Source organism: Marilutibacter maris (assembly GCF_003233695.1).
Lineage (GTDB): Bacteria > Pseudomonadota > Gammaproteobacteria > Xanthomonadales > Xanthomonadaceae > Marilutibacter > Marilutibacter maris.
On sequence record NZ_CP029843.1, the window covers coordinates 2,340,337 to 2,355,090 of the forward strand.

Consider the following 14,754-nt stretch of genomic DNA (forward strand, 5'->3'; position numbering starts at 1 on the left):
TCGGACAAGGGCGGCACTGCGGCCCGGAAAATCAGGCACTTATTGCGGCAGTGCAGCATGAAACCGTACCTAGCCGTATCCAACTAATGGATTAGACTAGCGCCCGCCGCGGCGGCCGACAGCCGCGTTCGCGGCAGAACGAATCCCCTGGATTCAATTACTTACAAAAATCTGTCGACGTAGCGCGCCCTGCGCAGTTACGCGCCGACACGGAGCACCCGATGATTTTCGAAACCCTCGAAAGCTACGGCCACGAGCAGGTCGTGTTTTGCCACAACCAGGATGCGGGCCTGAAGGCCATCATCGCGATCCACAACACCGTGTTGGGTCCGGCCCTGGGTGGCACCCGCATGTGGCCGTACAAGACCGAGCAGGAAGCCCTCAACGACGTGCTCCGGCTGTCGCGCGGCATGACCTACAAGAACGCGGTCGCCGGCCTCGACATCGGCGGCGGCAAGGCGGTCATCATCGGCGATCCGAGCAAGGACAAGTCCGAGGCGCTGTTCCGCGCGTTCGGCAAGTTCGTCGATTCGCTGGGCGGTCGCTACATCACCGCCGAGGACGTCGGCATCGACGTCAACGACATGGAATACGTGTACCGCGAGACCGAGTACGTGACCGGCGTGCACCAGGTCCACGGCGGCTCCGGCGACCCCTCCCCGTTCACCGCCTACGGCACCCTGCAGGGCCTGATGGCCTCGCTGCAGAAGCGCTTCGGCGACGAGGAAGTCGGCAAGTACAGCTTCGCGGTGCAGGGTCTGGGCCACGTCGGCATGGAGTTCGTGAAGCTGCTCAAGGAGCGCGGCGCGAAGATCTTCGTCACCGACATCAACCAGGGCCTGGTCGACAAGGCGGTGTCCGAGTACGGCGCCGAGGCGGTCGGCCTGGACGACATCTACGACGTCAACGCCGATGTCTACTCGCCGTGCGCGCTGGGCGGCACCGTCAACGAGCAGACCCTGCCGCGGCTGAAGGCCAAGGTGATCTGCGGCGCGGCCAACAACCAGCTGGCCAACAACGCGATCGGCGACGAAGTGGCCAAGCGCGGCATCCTGTACGCGCCGGACTACGCGGTCAACGCCGGCGGCGTGATGAACGTCGCGCTGGAGATCACCGGCTACAACCGCGAGCGCGCGATGCGCATGATGCGCACGATCTATCACAACCTCGGCCGCATCTTCGAGATCGCCGAGCGCGACAGCATCCCGACCTACAAGGCGGCCGACCGCATGGCGGAGGAGCGCATCGAGGTCATGGGCAAGCTGAAGCTGCCGATGGGTCGCACCACCCCGCGCTTCCAGGGCCGTATCCGCGGCGGCCACTGACCTGTCCTGATCGCCCCGGGGATCGCGATATCGATTCCTGGGGCATCGCCGGAATGCATCCGCCGTTCCGGCCCTGGCGGTCGTCCCTTCAAGGAGGGACGCACCGCCGCGCGAGGCGCAACATTTGTCGGTATTTCGTCGGCCAGGGAAGGTGGCCGGCTTCCATGCACGCTAGGGGTCGCCAGCGGCCCGGGAGAGTAGAAGATGCGTCCGTTCCCACTAGGCGAAGAGATTGACGCGCTGCGCGACGCGGTCCGCCGTTTTGCCGAAGCCGAGATCGCCCCGCGCGCCGAGGCCATCGACCACGACAACTGGTTCCCGCAGGAGCTGTGGCCGAAGCTGGGCGAAATGGGCCTGCTGGGCATGACCGTTCCCGGCGAGCTCGGCGGCAGCGAGATGGGCTTCCTCGCCCACCTGGTGGCGATGGAGGAAATCTCCCGCGCCTCCGGCTCGGTCGGCCTGAGCTACGGCGCCCACTCCAACCTGTGCGTGAGCAATCTCTACGCCAACGGCAACGAGGCCCAGCGCGCCAGGTACCTGCCCAAGCTGTGCAGCGGCGAGTGGAAGGGCGCGCTGGCGATGAGCGAGCCCGGCGCCGGCTCCGACGTGGTCGGCTCGATGAGCTGCCGCGCCGAACTGCGCGACGGCGTGTGGGTCGCCAACGGCAACAAGATGTGGATCACCAACGGCCCCGAGGCCGACGTGCTGATCGTCTACATGCGCACCGCCGGCAAGGACGCGGGCAGCAAGTGCATGACCGCCTTCATCGTCGAGAAGAGCATGAAGGGCTTCTCGACCGCGCAGAAGCTCGACAAGCTCGGCATGCGCGGCTCCAACACCTGCGAGCTGGTGTTCGAGGACTGCGAGATCCCGGCCGAGAACGTGCTCGGCGAGGTCAATCACGGCGTCAAGGTGCTGATGAGCGGCCTCAACACCGAGCGCCTGGTGCTCAGCGGCGGTCCGCTGGGGCTGATGCAGGCCGCGCTCGACATCGCCCTGCCCTACGTGCGCGAGCGCAAGCAGTTCGACTGCGCGATCGGCACCTTCGGCCTGATGCAGGGCAAGATCGCTGACATGTACACCGCGCTGCAGTCCAGCCGCGCGTTCGCCTACCAGGTCGCGCGCGACTACGACGCCGGCCACAAGAGCCGGGTCGACGCCGCCAGCTGCCTGCTGCACGCCTCCGATTCGGCGGTGGACGTCGCCCTGGAGGCGATCCAGGCGCTGGGCGGCAACGGCTACATCAACGAGTTCGCGACCGGCCGCATCCTGCGCGACGCCAAGCTGTACGCGATCGGCGCCGGCACCAACGAGATCCGCCGCATGCTGATCGGCCGCGAGCTTTTCAACGGCAACAGCTGAGCCGGTACGTCCGGCGGTTGGCGATGCCCCCTGTAGGAGCGGCGTAAGCCGCGACCCGGAGGTTCCGGAGGCAGGCCCATCGCGGCTTACGCCGCTCCTACGAAGAGCAGAAGAGCATTTGTCTGCCCCCTGAGTGAGGGGGAACGATATCCGGCTGCGCGCGGATATCTCCCAAGGTTTGCTTCGCAAATCTCGGGCCCCACCGTTGCGCTGCCACACCCCCATTCGCATCTGCGATGCGAATCGCCCCCTGACTCAGGGGGAACGATATCCGGCTACGCCCGGATATCTCCCAAAGTTTGCTCCGCAAACCTTGGGCCCCGCCGTTGCGCTGCCACACCCCCATTCGTGCCTGCGGCACGAATCGCCCCCTGACTCAGGGGGCTGGCCAGGGCCGGCGTGTAAGTGATGGGGCGAGCGGACCCGTAGGAGCGGCGTAAGCCGCGATGGAGCTTTAACGGGAAACGCCCCGGTCGCAGCTGACGCAGCTCCTACGAAACCCGTTGCGGGGCGCACGCGCCGCGTCGGGGCCCGGCCATGCCCACCGACCTCTCCGAGCCCGGCCGTCATCGCCCCGCCATCGGCCACAGGTACGTTTGCCGCACTGCGGCATGGCAGCTCATAATCGGGGATTCCCGACCCCCACGGTCGTACCGTCTGTGCAGGAGTTTTCCATGAGCGACGTCGTCATCGTCGGTGCCAAGCGCACCGCCATCGGTTCCTTCCTCGGCCAGTACACCGGCACCCCCACGCCGGCCCTGGGCACCGCCGCCATCAATGGCGCGCTGGAGCAGGCCGGTGTCGCCGCCGACCAGGTCGACGAGGTCATCATGGGCTGCGTGCTACCGGCCGGCCTCGGCCAGGCCCCGGCCCGCCAGGCCGCGCTCGGCGCCGGCCTGCCCGCTTCCGCCGGCTGCACCACCATCAACAAGGTCTGCGGCTCGGGCATGAAGGCGGTGATGTTCGGCCACGACCTGATCAAGGCCGGCTCGGCGAACGTGATCGTCGCCGGCGGCATGGAGTCGATGACCAATGCCCCGCACCTGCTCAACGGCTCGCGCACCGGCATCCGCTACGGCAGCGCCGACTTCCTCGACCACATGGCCTGGGACGGTCTGACCAACCCCTACGACGGCAAGGCGATGGGCGTGTTCGGCGACGCCACCTGCGCCGAGTACGGCCTCGATCGCGAGGCGGTCGACGCCTACTCCGCCGAGAGCGCGCGCCGCGCCCAGCAGGCCCAGGCCGACGGCGTGTTCAAGGACGAGATCGTCCCGGTCACGGTCAAGACCCGCAAGGGCGAGGTCGTGGTCGACAGCGACGAGGAGCCGGGCAAGATCGATCCGGCCCGGATCCCGACCCTGCGCGCGGCCTTCGGCAAGGACGGCGTGCTGACCGCCGCCTCGTCCTCGAAGATCTCCGACGGCGCCGCGGCGACCGTGCTGATGAGCGCGGCCGAGGCCGACAAGCGCGGGCTCAAGCCGATTGCCCGCATCGTCGCCCACGCCACCCATTCGCAGGCGCCGGAATGGTTCACCACCGCGCCGGTCAAGGCGATCGCCAACGTACTCGACAAGGCCGGCTGGAAGGTCGAGGACGTCGACGTGTTCGAGATCAACGAGGCCTTCGCCTGCGTGGCGATGGCCCCGATCAAGGACCTGGGCATCGCCCACGACAAGCTGAACGTGCACGGCGGCGCGCTCGCACTGGGCCACCCGATCGGCGCCAGCGGCGCTCGCCTGATCGTCACCCTGCTGAATGCCCTGAAAGTGCGCGGCGGCAAGCGCGGCGTCGCATCGCTGTGCATCGGCGGCGGCGAGGCCACCGCGATCGCCGTCGAACTGGCCTGATCGACCGACAATGACGGGGATCGGGCCTGCCGCCCGGCCCCGCTTTTGCAGTCCGGATAACCACCGCTTAACATCGCCGGACGAAAAAAATGAATCGGCCGCTTGACACGCGTCATCGGCTTGTCATCATGTTATCGGCGCGCAGTTGCGCGTTGCCAAACCAAATCGACGAGGATTCCGAATCATGACCATGAACAAGGCACTGCTTGCCCTGGCCCTGGGCTTTGCCCTGGCTGCGTGCACCAACCAGCAGCAGGCTCAGGACGCTGCTGCCGAGGCTTCCGAGGCCGCCACCGAGGCCGCCGACGCCGCGACCGCCGCTGCCGAAGCCGGCACCGACGCCGCTGCCGACGCTGCCCAGGCTGCCGCCGACGAGGCTGCCGCGGCCGCTGACGCCGCCGCCACCTCGGCCGACGCCGCGATGGACGCCACCACCGACGCTGCTGCCGACGCCGCCGCCGACATGGCTGGCGAAGCTGCCGACGCCGCCGAGCAGGCTGCCGACGCTGCCGAGGAAGCCGCTGAAGAAGTCAAGCAGTAATCTGCCGCTTCCAGCTGTATCCGAAAGCCGCCGGCGCACGCCGGCGGCTTTTTCCTTGAAGGCGTTGCGCACCCGAAGCGACGCCATCGCCGGGCACTCGGCCGACATCGGATGGCATGATGTCTTCGCCCGCCCTGCACACCCCGCAGCCTAGGCTGCCCCCCGTTCCACAACAGACACCGGAGATCCCATGAACACCAAGCTGTATGTTGCCCTGATCGCTTCCGTGCTGGCTCTGACGGCTTGCCAGAACGAGACCTCCACCGCCCAGAACGCCGCCGCCGAAGCCGAGGCCGCTGCCGAGGACGCCGGCAACGCCGCCGCCGAAGCGGTCGACGCCGCCGGCACCGCCGTTGCCGAGGGTGCCGACGCCGCCGCTGCCGCGACCGGCGAAGCCGCCGCCGAGGCCGGCGACGCGATGGAAGGCGCTGCCGACGACGCCGCCGCGGCTGCCGATGCCGCCGCTGCCGATGCCGCCGCCGCGACCTCCGACGCCGCCGACGCGGTCGCCGACAAGGCCCAGGAAATCGCCGACAAGGCCAAGGCCGCCGCCGAGGAAGCCAAGGAAGACGCCGGCCACTGAGCCGCGTTCCAACGCAAGCCTCCGAAAGGGCCCGCCTGCGCGGGCCCTTTCTTTTTTGCGCCGTCGGCACGGCACCGGCCGCAACCGGGAGTAGCGACGGCACCCACCCTCCGGACGGTGGCGAACTGGTCGCATCGGAGCCTTTGTGGTTTGATGCCGACCTCTTTCCGCCATGCCCCCGCCCATGCCCGCGATCACCTCCCAGCTCGACCCGCGCTCGCAGGACTTCCAGGACAACGCGGCCTACCACCGTGCCCTGGTCGACGAACTCGACGCCCGCCTCGCCCGCGCCGCCCAGGGCGGCGGCGACAAGGCGCGCGACAAGCACACCGAGCGCGGCAAGCTGCTGGTCCGCGACCGCATCACCGCCCTGCTCGATCCCGGCTCGCCATTCCTGGAAATCGCGCCGCTGGCCGCTGAGGAGATGTACGACGGCGCCGCGCCGGCCGCCGGCATGGTCTGCGGCATCGGCCGGGTGATGGGCCAGGAAGTGGTGGTCGTCGCCAACGACGCGACCGTCAAGGGCGGCACCTACTTCCCGATGACGGTGAAGAAGCACCTGCGCGCGCAGGAGATCGCGCGCGAGAACAACCTGCCCTGCGTGTACCTGGTCGACTCCGGCGGCGCGTTCCTGCCATTGCAGGACCAGGTGTTCCCGGACAAGGAGCACTTCGGCCGCATCTTCTACAACCAGGCGCGGATGAGCGGGGAGAACATTCCCCAGGTCGCGGTGGTGATGGGCAGCTGCACCGCCGGCGGCGCCTACGTGCCGGCGATGTGCGACGAGTCGGTGATCGTCAAGGAACAGGGCACGATCTTCCTCGGCGGTCCGCCGCTGGTGAAGGCGGCCACCGGCGAGATCGTCGATGCCGAGACCCTCGGCGGCGCCGACGTCCATACCAGCGTGTCCGGCGTGGCCGACCACTTTGCCGAGGACGACCGCCACGCGCTGCAGATCGCGCGCGACATCGTCGGCACCTTCAACCGGCGCAAGCGCGTGCCGGTGGCGACCCGCGCCGCGCTCGAGCCGCGCTACCCGGCCGAGGAGCTGTACGGGATCGTGCCCAGGGACACCCGCCGCCCGTTCGACATCCGCGAGGTGATCGCGCGGGTCACCGACGGCAGCGAGCTGCAGGAGTTCAAGGCCCGCTACGGCAAGACCCTGGTCACCGGCTTCGCCCACATCCACGGCTACCCGGTCGGCATCGTCGCCAACAACGGCATCCTGTTCGCCGAGAGCGCGCTCAAGGGCGCGCACTTCATCGAGTTGTGCAACCAGCGCGGCATCCCGCTGGTGTTCCTGCAGAACATCACCGGCTTCATGGTCGGCAAGAAGTACGAGCAGGCCGGCATCGCCAAGGACGGGGCCAAGATGGTCACCGCGGTGGCCTGCTCGCATGTGCCCAAGTTCACCGTGGTGATCGGCGGCAGCTTCGGCGCCGGCAACTACGCGATGTGCGGTCGCGCCTACGGTTCCCGCTTCCTGTGGATGTGGCCGAACGCGCGGATCAGCGTCATGGGCGGCGAGCAGGCGGCCAGTGTGCTGGCGACGGTCCGCCGCGACGGCATCGAGGCGCGCGGCGGGCAATGGAGCGCGGACGAGGAAGAAAGCTTCAAGGCGCCGATCCGCGACCAGTACGAGACCCAGGGCAGCCCCTGGTACGCGACCGCGCGGCTGTGGGACGACGGCATCATCGACCCCGCCGATACCCGCCGCGTGCTCGGCCTGGGCCTGTCGGCCAGCCTCAACGCACCGATCGAGAGCGGCCCCGGCCGCGACGGCACCCGCTTCGGCGTGTTCCGGATGTAGCCGCGTCCGCGCTTGCGGCCGACCGGGTCGCGGCGCTCGTGGCATGGCAATGACGCGCCGGTGACGGTGCGATGTCGTCCGCCGGTCCTGCCGTCGCGCCCAGATGAAGCCAGGCCAACCGACGGCAACCGCTCGTCGGATGGTTGGCGGTTGTTGAGAACCCTCGCACGGAAAGGCCTGAAAAACGCGTGCTAGCGTAATCCGCTGACGTTCTTTCCGGCTTGCGCCCAAACCCCGCCAGAGGAGTTCCGCACGATGGCCATCTTCAACAGCCCCGCCTCCCCCCAGAAACGCGACAACCCGCCGCCGCCGTCGGACACGCCGGCTCCGCGCGCGGTCGAGACGCGTCCCGAGCCGTCGTTCGCCGCGCAGAACAACACCGCCGCGACCAGCCCGCGCACCACGCCGTCGGCCGGCGCGCAGCCGCAGCTGAAGGAATCGGTGATCGCTTCCGACCTGACCATCGAGGGCAAGATCGAGGGCTCCGGCCACGTGCGCCTGGCCGGCAAGTTCAAGGGCGACGTCAATGTGCAGGGCGACCTGACCATCGAGGTCGGCGCCAAGCTCAACGGTGGGGTCAAGGCCCGCAAGGTGATCATCGCCGGCGAGCTGGAAGGCAACATCGATGCCGCCGAACGGGTCGAGCTGCTCGACAGCGGCGCGATGATCGGCGACATCAAGGCCGGCACGGTCACCGTGGCCGCCGGCTCCAAGATGCGCGGCCAGGTCGAGTTCGGCTGGAGCGGCAAGGAAGGCGGCAAGTCGAACGGCCAGTCCAACGGCAAGGGATCGGCCGGGGAGAACGGCGCCGGCGCATGAGCGCGATCCGCCCAGGCACGCCTGGCGCGACGCGGACCTGCCCGCACTGCAAGACCACGATCCTCGAAAGCGCGAACGTCTGTCCCGCGTGCCAGCACCACCTGCGCTTCGATCCCGACGCGATCGGATCGAAGGCGCAGCGCACGGTGCCGTTGCGGGTGGAAGGCACGATCCGCCCGCAGCCCAGCGACGGCGCGCTGGAGTATTCGATGGTGGTCTCGATCCGCAACGAGCGCGGCGAGGAGATCGACCGCCAGGTGATCGGTGTCGGCGCGCTCTACCCGGGCGAGGAGCGCAGCTTCACCCTCGCGGTGGAGGCGCTCGAGGTCAAGGGCTACCGCGCCGGCAAGGGCCGCAGCCGCCACTGAGCGGCCCGCGCGCACGGCCCCCTGCTCCGCCGCCCGCACGACGGGCGGCCATCCGCAGCCGGTGGCCGTCGCCCTTCCCGTCACGAACGGCTCGCGGCTTACGCCGCTCCTACGAAAAGCGGTCGTGGTCGTCTGTCCGCCCCCTGAGTCAGGGGGGAACGATATCCGGCTGCGCCCGGATATCTCCCAAAGTTTGCTGCGCAAACCTTGGGCCCCGCCGGTGCGCTTCCACACCCCCATTCGTGCCTGCGGCACGAATCGCCCCCTGACTCAGGGGGCTGGGTTACGGTCCGGGTGTCGTTGGGGCGTGGGCGCTTCGTAGGAACGGCGTAAGCCGCGATTGCCCGAGTCGGGGAGCGGCCCGTTCAGTCCGCCGGGCCGCAACCGTCGCAGCCGCCACAGGCGCCGGCGGCCCCGGTGCCGGACGGTGCGATCCAGCGTCCCAGCGCGCGCATCCAGCCGGGTCGGCCCTCGCGCACCAGCGGCACCGCGCAGGCGACCCGCAGCCGGCGGGTGAACGCCGGCATCTGCCGCTGCATCACGTAGCCGGCGCTGGCCAGCACCGCCACGGCGATCAGCAGGTACTGCAGCAGCAGCCCGCCCTCCATCAGCCCGCTCCCAGCGCCGCCGCGACCTGGTAGGTCAGCATCGCGGCCAGGTAGGCCAGCGCGAACAGGTAGCCGGCCGAGATCGCGACCTGCTTCCAGGAGCCGGTCTCGCGCTTGATCGTCGCCAGGGTCGAGATGCACTGCGGCGCATAGATGAACCACACCAACAGCGCCAGTGCGGTCGCCAGCGACCAGCCGTCGCTGATCACCGGTGTCAGCGCCTGGGTCGCGGCATCGTCGTCGGCCGCGGACAACGCATAGACCGTGGCCAGCGACGACACCGCCACCTCGCGCGCGGCCATGCCGGGAATCAGCGCGATGCAGATCTGCCAGTTGAAGCCCAGCGGCGCGAAGATCGCGGTCATCGCGTGGCCGATGCGGCCGGCGAAGCTGTAGTCGATCGCCGGGCCGGTCGCGCCTTCGGGCGCACCCGGGAAGTTCAGCAGGAACCACAGCAGGATGGTCAGCGACAGGATGATGCCGCCGACCCGGCGCAGGAAGATCCACGCCCGCTCCCACAGGCCGATCAGCAGATCGCGCGGATGCGGGATGCGGTAGGACGGCAGCTCCAGCAGCAACGGGTGCTCGCCCTTGTCGCGGCGCCATTTCTTCATCACCCACGACACCGCCAGCGCGCTGAGGATGCCGGCCATGTACAGCGCGAACAGGACCAGGCCCTGCAGGTTGAACAGGCCGACCTTCTGTTGCGGGATGAAGGCGCCGATCAAGAGCGCATAGACCGGCAGTCGCGCCGAGCAGGTCATCAGCGGGGCGACCAGGATCGTCGCCAGGCGGTCGCGCGGGTCCTGGATCGAGCGCGTCGCCATGATCCCGGGAATCGCGCAGGCGAAGCTCGACAGCAGCGGAATGAACGAACGCCCCGACAGTCCCGCCGAGGCCATCAGCCGGTCGAGCAGGAAGGCCGCGCGCGGCAGGTAGCCGGACTCCTCCAGCGCAAGGATGAAGGCGAACAGGATCAGGATCTGCGGCAGGAACACGATCACCCCGCCGAGGCCGGCGATGATGCCGTCGGCGAGCAGGCTGGTCAGCGGCCCTTCCGGCAGGGTCGCGACGACCCATTCGCCGAGCGCGCCGGTGCCGCCGTCGATCAGGTCCATCACCGGCGTCGCCCAGGCGTAGACCGCCTGGAAGATCAGGAACATCACCGTCGCCAGCGCGACCAGTCCGAACACCGGGTGCAGCAGCCAGCGGTCCAGCGCGTCGTCGACCGCGGCGGTGCGGCGCGGCATGCTCACCGCCAGCGACAGCAGCCGCCGCGTCTCCGCGTGCAGGGCGTCGGCATCCTCGGCGGCGCCCTCGGGCATCTGCCGGTCCGGCTCGTGCGGCTCGGTGCCGAGCGCCTCGATCCTGGCGACCAGGTCGCGCGCGCCGTGGCGCTGCACCGCGACGGTCGCCACCACCGGCACCCCGAGTTCGCGCTCCAGCGCCTGCAGGTCGACCTCGATCCCGCGCCGGTGCGCGGCGTCCATCATGTTGACCGCCAGCACCATCGGCTTGCCCAGCGCGCGCACTTCCAGCGCGAAGCGCAAGTGCAGGCGCAGATTGGTCGCGTCGACCACGCAGACGATCACGTCCGGCGCCGCCTCGCCCGGATAGAAGCCGCGGCAGAGGTCGCGGGTCACCGCCTCGTCCAGACTCGCGGCATGGAAGCTGTAGGCGCCGGGCAGGTCGAGCACCGCGTAGTGGCGGCCGGACGGGCCGTGCAGGCGGCCCTCCTTGCGCTCGACGGTGACGCCGGCGTAGTTGGCGACCTTCTGGCGGCTGCCGGTCAGCTGGTTGAACAACGCGGTCTTGCCGCAGTTGGGGCTGCCGACCAGGGCCAGGCGCAGGGCGCGTGCCTCGCTCATGCCGGGTCTCCCGCCATCGCCACGCGCACGCGCGCGGCCTCGACCCGGCGCAACGCGAAACGGGTGAAGCCGACCTGGACCAGCAGCGGTTCGGCGGTGAACGGACCGGCGGCCATCAGCTCGACGCGCTCGCCGGCGACGAAGCCCAGCTCGCGCAGACGGCGGGCAATGGCGTCGTTGGGCATCGCATCCTCAACGCTCTCGACGATGGCCGCGACGCGGCGCGGCAGTTCTGACAGCTTCAAGTCGCGCACCTGAGCAAATAGGAATTGTTCTCATTCTAGCATCGACCACGACCGATTCGCGCCACCGTGCGACACCCCCCGAAACCCTACTGCAGCGGATTTATCGGGCGTTGCCTTATCATCGACGGCTGTTCCGACCGATCCGGCAAAGCACGCGATGACCGTCCCCCTGTTGATCCTGCGCGACGGCGCAGTCGCCCGTCTGCGGCTCAACCGTCCCGAACTGCACAACGCCTTCGATGCGACCCTGATCGCCGGACTGACCGACGCCCTGCGGGCGCTGGCCGACGACGACGGCGTCCGGGTGGTGGTGCTGGAGGGCGAAGGCGCCTCGTTCTCCGCCGGCGCCGACCTGAACTGGATGCGCTCGATGGCGGCGGCCAGCGAGGACGAGAACCGCGAGGATTCGCTGGCGCTGGCGCGGCTGATGCGGAACCTCGACGAGCTGCCGAAGCCGACCATCGCCCGCGTCCACGGCGCCGCGTTCGGCGGCGGCGTCGGCCTGATCGCCTGCTGCGACATCGCGATCGGCGCGAGCGGGGCCAAGTTCGGTCTGACCGAGGCCAAGCTGGGCCTGCTGCCGGCGGTGATCTCGCCCTACGTGATCGAGGCGATCGGGCCGCGCCAGGCGCGGCGGCTGTTCGCCACCGCCGAGATCTTCGACGCCGAACAGGCGCACCGGATCGGCCTGCTGCACGAGGTCGTCGCCGGCGAGGCCCTGGACGAGGCGGTCGAGCGCCAGATCGGGCTGCTGCTCAAGGCCGGCCCGGTCGCCACCGCGACCGCCAAGCGGCTGGTGCGCGAGGTCGCCGCCCATGCCGACCGCGACCGCCACGACACCGACAACGCCGCGCTGATCGCCCGCCTGCGGGTATCGCCGGAAGGACAGGAAGGCCTGTCCGCCTTCCTCGACAAGCGCCGACCCTCCTGGGTCTGATCCGGCGCGGCAGGCACAAGGAGAACCGCCATGATCGACCACATCGGAATCCCGGTTGCGGACTACGCCCGCAGCAAGGCGTTCTACCTCAGCACCCTGGCCAGCATCGGCGCCGCGCTGGTGATGGAGGTGCCGGCCAGCGTCACCGAAAGCGGACGGCCGACCGCCGGCTTCGGCCGCGGCAAGCCCGACTTCTGGATTTCCGAGGCCGATGCGGTGGCGGCCAGCCATGTCGCCTTCTCGGTGTCCTCGCGCGCCCAGGTCGATGCCTTCCACGCCGCCGGCCTGGCCGCCGGCGCCCGCGACAATGGCGCCCCGGGGCTGCGCACGATCTACCACCCGGACTATTACGGCGCGTTCCTGATCGACCCGGATGGCCACAACATCGAGGCCGTTTGCCACCTGCCCGAGGGCTCAGCCTGATGTCGCCGTCATCGAAGATGTTCAACAAGATCCTGATCGCCAACCGCGGCGAGATCGCCTGCCGGGTCATCCGCAGCTGCCGCCAGATGGGCATCCGCACCGTCGCGGTCTATTCCGAGGCCGACGCCGACGCCCAGCACGTGCGCCAGGCCGACGAGGCCTACTGCATCGGCGGCCCGCGTCCGGCCGACAGCTACCTGCGCGGCGACGCGATCCTGGAGGTGGCGGTGCGCAGCGGCGCGCAGGCGATCCATCCCGGCTACGGCTTCCTCAGCGAGAACGCCGACTTCGCCGATGCGGTCGAGGCCGCCGGCCTGGTGTTCATCGGCCCGAAGGCGGCGTCGATGCGCAAGATGGGCAGCAAGGCCGGCGCCAAGCAGCTGATGGAGGCGGCCGGGGTCCCGGTGGTGCCCGGCTACACCGGCGAGGACCAGTCGCCCGGACTGCTGCAGGCCGAGGCCGACCGCATCGGCTACCCGCTGATGATCAAGGCCGCCCACGGCGGCGGCGGCAAGGGCATGCGCATCGTCCGCGAGGCCGGCGAGTTCATCGCCAACCTGGAGAGCTGCCAGCGCGAGGCCGCCAATGCGTTCGGGCGCGATCGCGTGCTGCTGGAGCGCTATGTCGAGAAGCCGCGCCACATCGAGATCCAGGTGTTCGGCGACAGCCACGGCGGCGCGATGCACCTCAACGAACGCGAGTGTTCGGCCCAGCGCCGCTACCAGAAGGTGCTGGAGGAGTCGCCGTCGCCGTTCCTGAGTCCCAAACTGCGCCAGGCGATGGGCGAGGCGGCGGTGCTGGCCGCGCGCACGATCGACTATGTCAACGCCGGCACGGTCGAGTTCATCGTCAGCCAGGACGGGCATTTCTATTTCATGGAGATCAACACCCGTCTGCAGGTCGAGCATCCGGTCACCGAGAAGGTCACCGGGCTGGACCTGGTCGAGTGGCAGCTGCGGATCGCCAGCGGCGAAGCGCTGCCGCTGACCCAGGAGCAGGTCCGCCAGGACGGTCACGCCATCGAGGTCCGGCTCTATGCCGAGGACCCGGAGGCCGGCTTCCTGCCCGGCTCCGGACGGCTGGAGCGGCTGCGGCTGCCGGCTCCCGACGCCCATGTGCGGATCGACGCCGGCGTGATCGAGGGCGACACGGTGACGATCTTCTACGACCCGATGATCGCCAAGCTCATCGTCCACGACCGCGACCGCGCGACCGCCCTCGCCCGCCTGCGCGAAGCGTTGTCGCGGTGCGCGATCGAAGGTCCGAAGTCCAACATCGCGTTCCTGGAGCGGCTCGCCCGTCACCCGGCCGTGGTCGACGGCAGCATCGACACCGGCTACCTGGACCGCCATCTGGACGAGTTCACCGGCGCCGACCAGGCCGTCGATACCGACATGCTGCTGGCCGGCGCGGTCGCGGTGCTGCTGGAGCAGGAGCAGCTCACCCGCGAACAGGCACGCGCCTCGGCCGACCCGCATTCGCCCTGGGCGATCGCCGACGGCTGGCGGCTCGGCCACGGCAGCCGCCGCAGCCTGGCCCTGCTGCACCGCGGTCAGCGGCTGGAACTGCACGCCCAGGGCAGCGGCGGCGACTACCGCATCGAATATGCAGGCGACACTTACCCGATCGCCGGCGCGCGCCTGGCCGAGGGGCGACTCAGCTTCCGTATCGGAGATCGGGGGCTGCGCATGTCGGTGATCGACGACGGCCGTACCCAGGTCGTCCACGACGGCGAGCGCCGTCTGCAACTGAATCCGGTGGCGATGTACCAGGCCGACCATGCCGGCGACGCGGCCGCGGCGGACGCGCTGATCGCACCGATGCCGGGACGGGTCGTGGTGGTCCGGGTCGGCGAAGGCGACGAGGTCGAGGCGGGCCAGGAACTGATGGTGATCGAGGCGATGAAGATGGAGCTGAGCCTGAAGGCGCCTCGCGACGGCAAGGTCGCCCAGGTCCAGGCCGCGGCCGGCGACTTCGTCGATGCAGACGCGGTGCTGGTGGCGCTGGCATCATGA

14 protein-coding genes are annotated in these 14,754 nt (G+C 69.5%); 11 read left to right on the forward strand and 3 right to left on the reverse strand.

Annotated features, from left to right (window positions below; all coding sequences use genetic code 11):
• The first annotated feature begins 221 nt into the window (after positions 1-221).
• From C9I47_RS10310 to C9I47_RS10340, 8 genes are all read left to right on the forward strand, one after another.
• A complete protein-coding gene (locus C9I47_RS10310; protein WP_111266663.1) occupies positions 222-1,325 on the forward strand; it encodes a Glu/Leu/Phe/Val dehydrogenase dimerization domain-containing protein in 1,104 nt (367 codons plus the stop codon).
• 204 nt (positions 1,326-1,529) lie between these two features.
• Complete coding sequence (locus tag C9I47_RS10315) at positions 1,530-2,687, forward strand: isovaleryl-CoA dehydrogenase (RefSeq protein WP_111266664.1); 1,158 nt, start codon at positions 1,530-1,532, stop codon at positions 2,685-2,687.
• A gap of 674 nt (positions 2,688-3,361) precedes the next feature.
• Positions 3,362-4,537: a thiolase family protein gene (locus C9I47_RS10320; RefSeq protein WP_111266665.1), complete on the forward strand. Its 1,176-nt coding sequence runs from the start codon at positions 3,362-3,364 to the stop codon at positions 4,535-4,537.
• Positions 4,538-4,721: 184 nt separating this feature from the next.
• Positions 4,722-5,078 (forward strand): hypothetical protein, encoded by a 357-nt coding sequence (locus tag C9I47_RS17595; protein ID WP_145985493.1) that lies wholly within the window; start codon positions 4,722-4,724, stop codon positions 5,076-5,078.
• Positions 5,079-5,268: 190 nt separating this feature from the next.
• Positions 5,269-5,661: a hypothetical protein gene (locus C9I47_RS10325; protein WP_111266666.1), complete on the forward strand. Its 393-nt coding sequence runs from the start codon at positions 5,269-5,271 to the stop codon at positions 5,659-5,661.
• A 184-nt stretch (positions 5,662-5,845) separates the two neighbouring features.
• Positions 5,846-7,471 (forward strand): carboxyl transferase domain-containing protein, encoded by a 1,626-nt coding sequence (locus C9I47_RS10330; protein WP_111266667.1) that lies wholly within the window; start codon positions 5,846-5,848, stop codon positions 7,469-7,471.
• Between the two features lie 255 nt (positions 7,472-7,726).
• Positions 7,727-8,290 carry a bactofilin family protein gene (locus tag C9I47_RS10335; protein WP_111266668.1) on the forward strand — a complete coding sequence of 188 codons (564 nt, stop codon included), beginning with the start codon at positions 7,727-7,729 and terminating at the stop codon, positions 8,288-8,290.
• Positions 8,287-8,658 (forward strand): hypothetical protein, encoded by a 372-nt coding sequence (locus C9I47_RS10340; RefSeq protein WP_111266669.1) that lies wholly within the window; start codon positions 8,287-8,289, stop codon positions 8,656-8,658. The genes C9I47_RS10335 and C9I47_RS10340 overlap by 4 nt, the downstream gene beginning before the upstream one ends.
• A gap of 365 nt (positions 8,659-9,023) precedes the next feature.
• Here C9I47_RS10340 and C9I47_RS10345 read toward each other — a convergent pair whose 3' ends face one another.
• The 3 genes from C9I47_RS10345 to C9I47_RS10355 are packed head-to-tail and all read right to left on the reverse strand — an operon-like array spanning position 9,024 to position 11,379.
• The gene (locus tag C9I47_RS10345) at positions 9,024-9,266 is read right to left on the reverse strand and encodes a DUF6587 family protein (protein WP_111266670.1); all 243 of its coding nucleotides are present in this window, start codon (positions 9,264-9,266) and stop codon (positions 9,024-9,026) included.
• Positions 9,266-11,134, reverse strand: a complete 1,869-nt coding sequence (gene feoB / locus C9I47_RS10350) for a ferrous iron transport protein B (RefSeq protein WP_111266671.1) — start codon at positions 11,132-11,134, stop codon at positions 9,266-9,268. The genes C9I47_RS10345 and feoB overlap by 1 nt, the downstream gene beginning before the upstream one ends.
• Entirely contained in the window at positions 11,131-11,379 is a 249-nt protein-coding gene (locus tag C9I47_RS10355; protein ID WP_111268082.1) for a FeoA family protein, read from the reverse strand. Before C9I47_RS10355 ends, feoB begins: the two co-directional genes overlap by 4 nt.
• A gap of 157 nt (positions 11,380-11,536) precedes the next feature.
• Here C9I47_RS10355 and C9I47_RS10360 point away from each other — a divergent pair, with 157 nt between their 5' ends.
• Genes C9I47_RS10360 through C9I47_RS10370 form a run of 3 tightly spaced genes read left to right on the forward strand, consistent with a single transcriptional unit; the run spans position 11,537 to position 14,754 of the window.
• Positions 11,537-12,316, forward strand: a complete 780-nt coding sequence (locus C9I47_RS10360; RefSeq protein ID WP_111266672.1) for an enoyl-CoA hydratase/isomerase family protein — start codon at positions 11,537-11,539, stop codon at positions 12,314-12,316.
• 30 nt (positions 12,317-12,346) lie between these two features.
• Positions 12,347-12,739: a VOC family protein gene (locus C9I47_RS10365; RefSeq protein WP_111266673.1), complete on the forward strand. Its 393-nt coding sequence runs from the start codon at positions 12,347-12,349 to the stop codon at positions 12,737-12,739.
• Between the two features lie 17 nt (positions 12,740-12,756).
• On the forward strand, positions 12,757-14,754 hold the full coding sequence (locus tag C9I47_RS10370) for an acetyl-CoA carboxylase biotin carboxylase subunit (protein ID WP_111268083.1): 1,998 nt from the start codon (positions 12,757-12,759) through the stop codon (positions 14,752-14,754).

Bases quoted from the DNA above. Each gene is read 5' to 3' on its own strand.
- C9I47_RS10310 (WP_111266663.1), top strand. From the start codon at position 222: ATGATTTTCGAAACCCTCGAAAGCTACGGCCACGAGCAGGTCGTGTTT.
- C9I47_RS10315 (WP_111266664.1), top strand. From the start codon at position 1,530: ATGCGTCCGTTCCCACTAGGCGAAGAGATTGACGCGCTGCGCGACGCG.
- C9I47_RS10320 (WP_111266665.1), top strand. From the start codon at position 3,362: ATGAGCGACGTCGTCATCGTCGGTGCCAAGCGCACCGCCATCGGTTCC.
- C9I47_RS17595 (WP_145985493.1), top strand. From the start codon at position 4,722: ATGACCATGAACAAGGCACTGCTTGCCCTGGCCCTGGGCTTTGCCCTG.
- C9I47_RS10325 (WP_111266666.1), top strand. From the start codon at position 5,269: ATGAACACCAAGCTGTATGTTGCCCTGATCGCTTCCGTGCTGGCTCTG.
- C9I47_RS10330 (WP_111266667.1), top strand. From the start codon at position 5,846: ATGCCCGCGATCACCTCCCAGCTCGACCCGCGCTCGCAGGACTTCCAG.
- C9I47_RS10335 (WP_111266668.1), top strand. From the start codon at position 7,727: ATGGCCATCTTCAACAGCCCCGCCTCCCCCCAGAAACGCGACAACCCG.
- C9I47_RS10340 (WP_111266669.1), top strand. From the start codon at position 8,287: ATGAGCGCGATCCGCCCAGGCACGCCTGGCGCGACGCGGACCTGCCCG.
- C9I47_RS10345 (WP_111266670.1), bottom strand. From the start codon at position 9,266: ATGGAGGGCGGGCTGCTGCTGCAGTACCTGCTGATCGCCGTGGCGGTG.
- feoB (WP_111266671.1), bottom strand. From the start codon at position 11,134: ATGAGCGAGGCACGCGCCCTGCGCCTGGCCCTGGTCGGCAGCCCCAAC.
- C9I47_RS10360 (WP_111266672.1), top strand. From the start codon at position 11,537: ATGACCGTCCCCCTGTTGATCCTGCGCGACGGCGCAGTCGCCCGTCTG.
- C9I47_RS10365 (WP_111266673.1), top strand. From the start codon at position 12,347: ATGATCGACCACATCGGAATCCCGGTTGCGGACTACGCCCGCAGCAAG.
- C9I47_RS10370 (WP_111268083.1), top strand. From the start codon at position 12,757: ATGTTCAACAAGATCCTGATCGCCAACCGCGGCGAGATCGCCTGCCGG.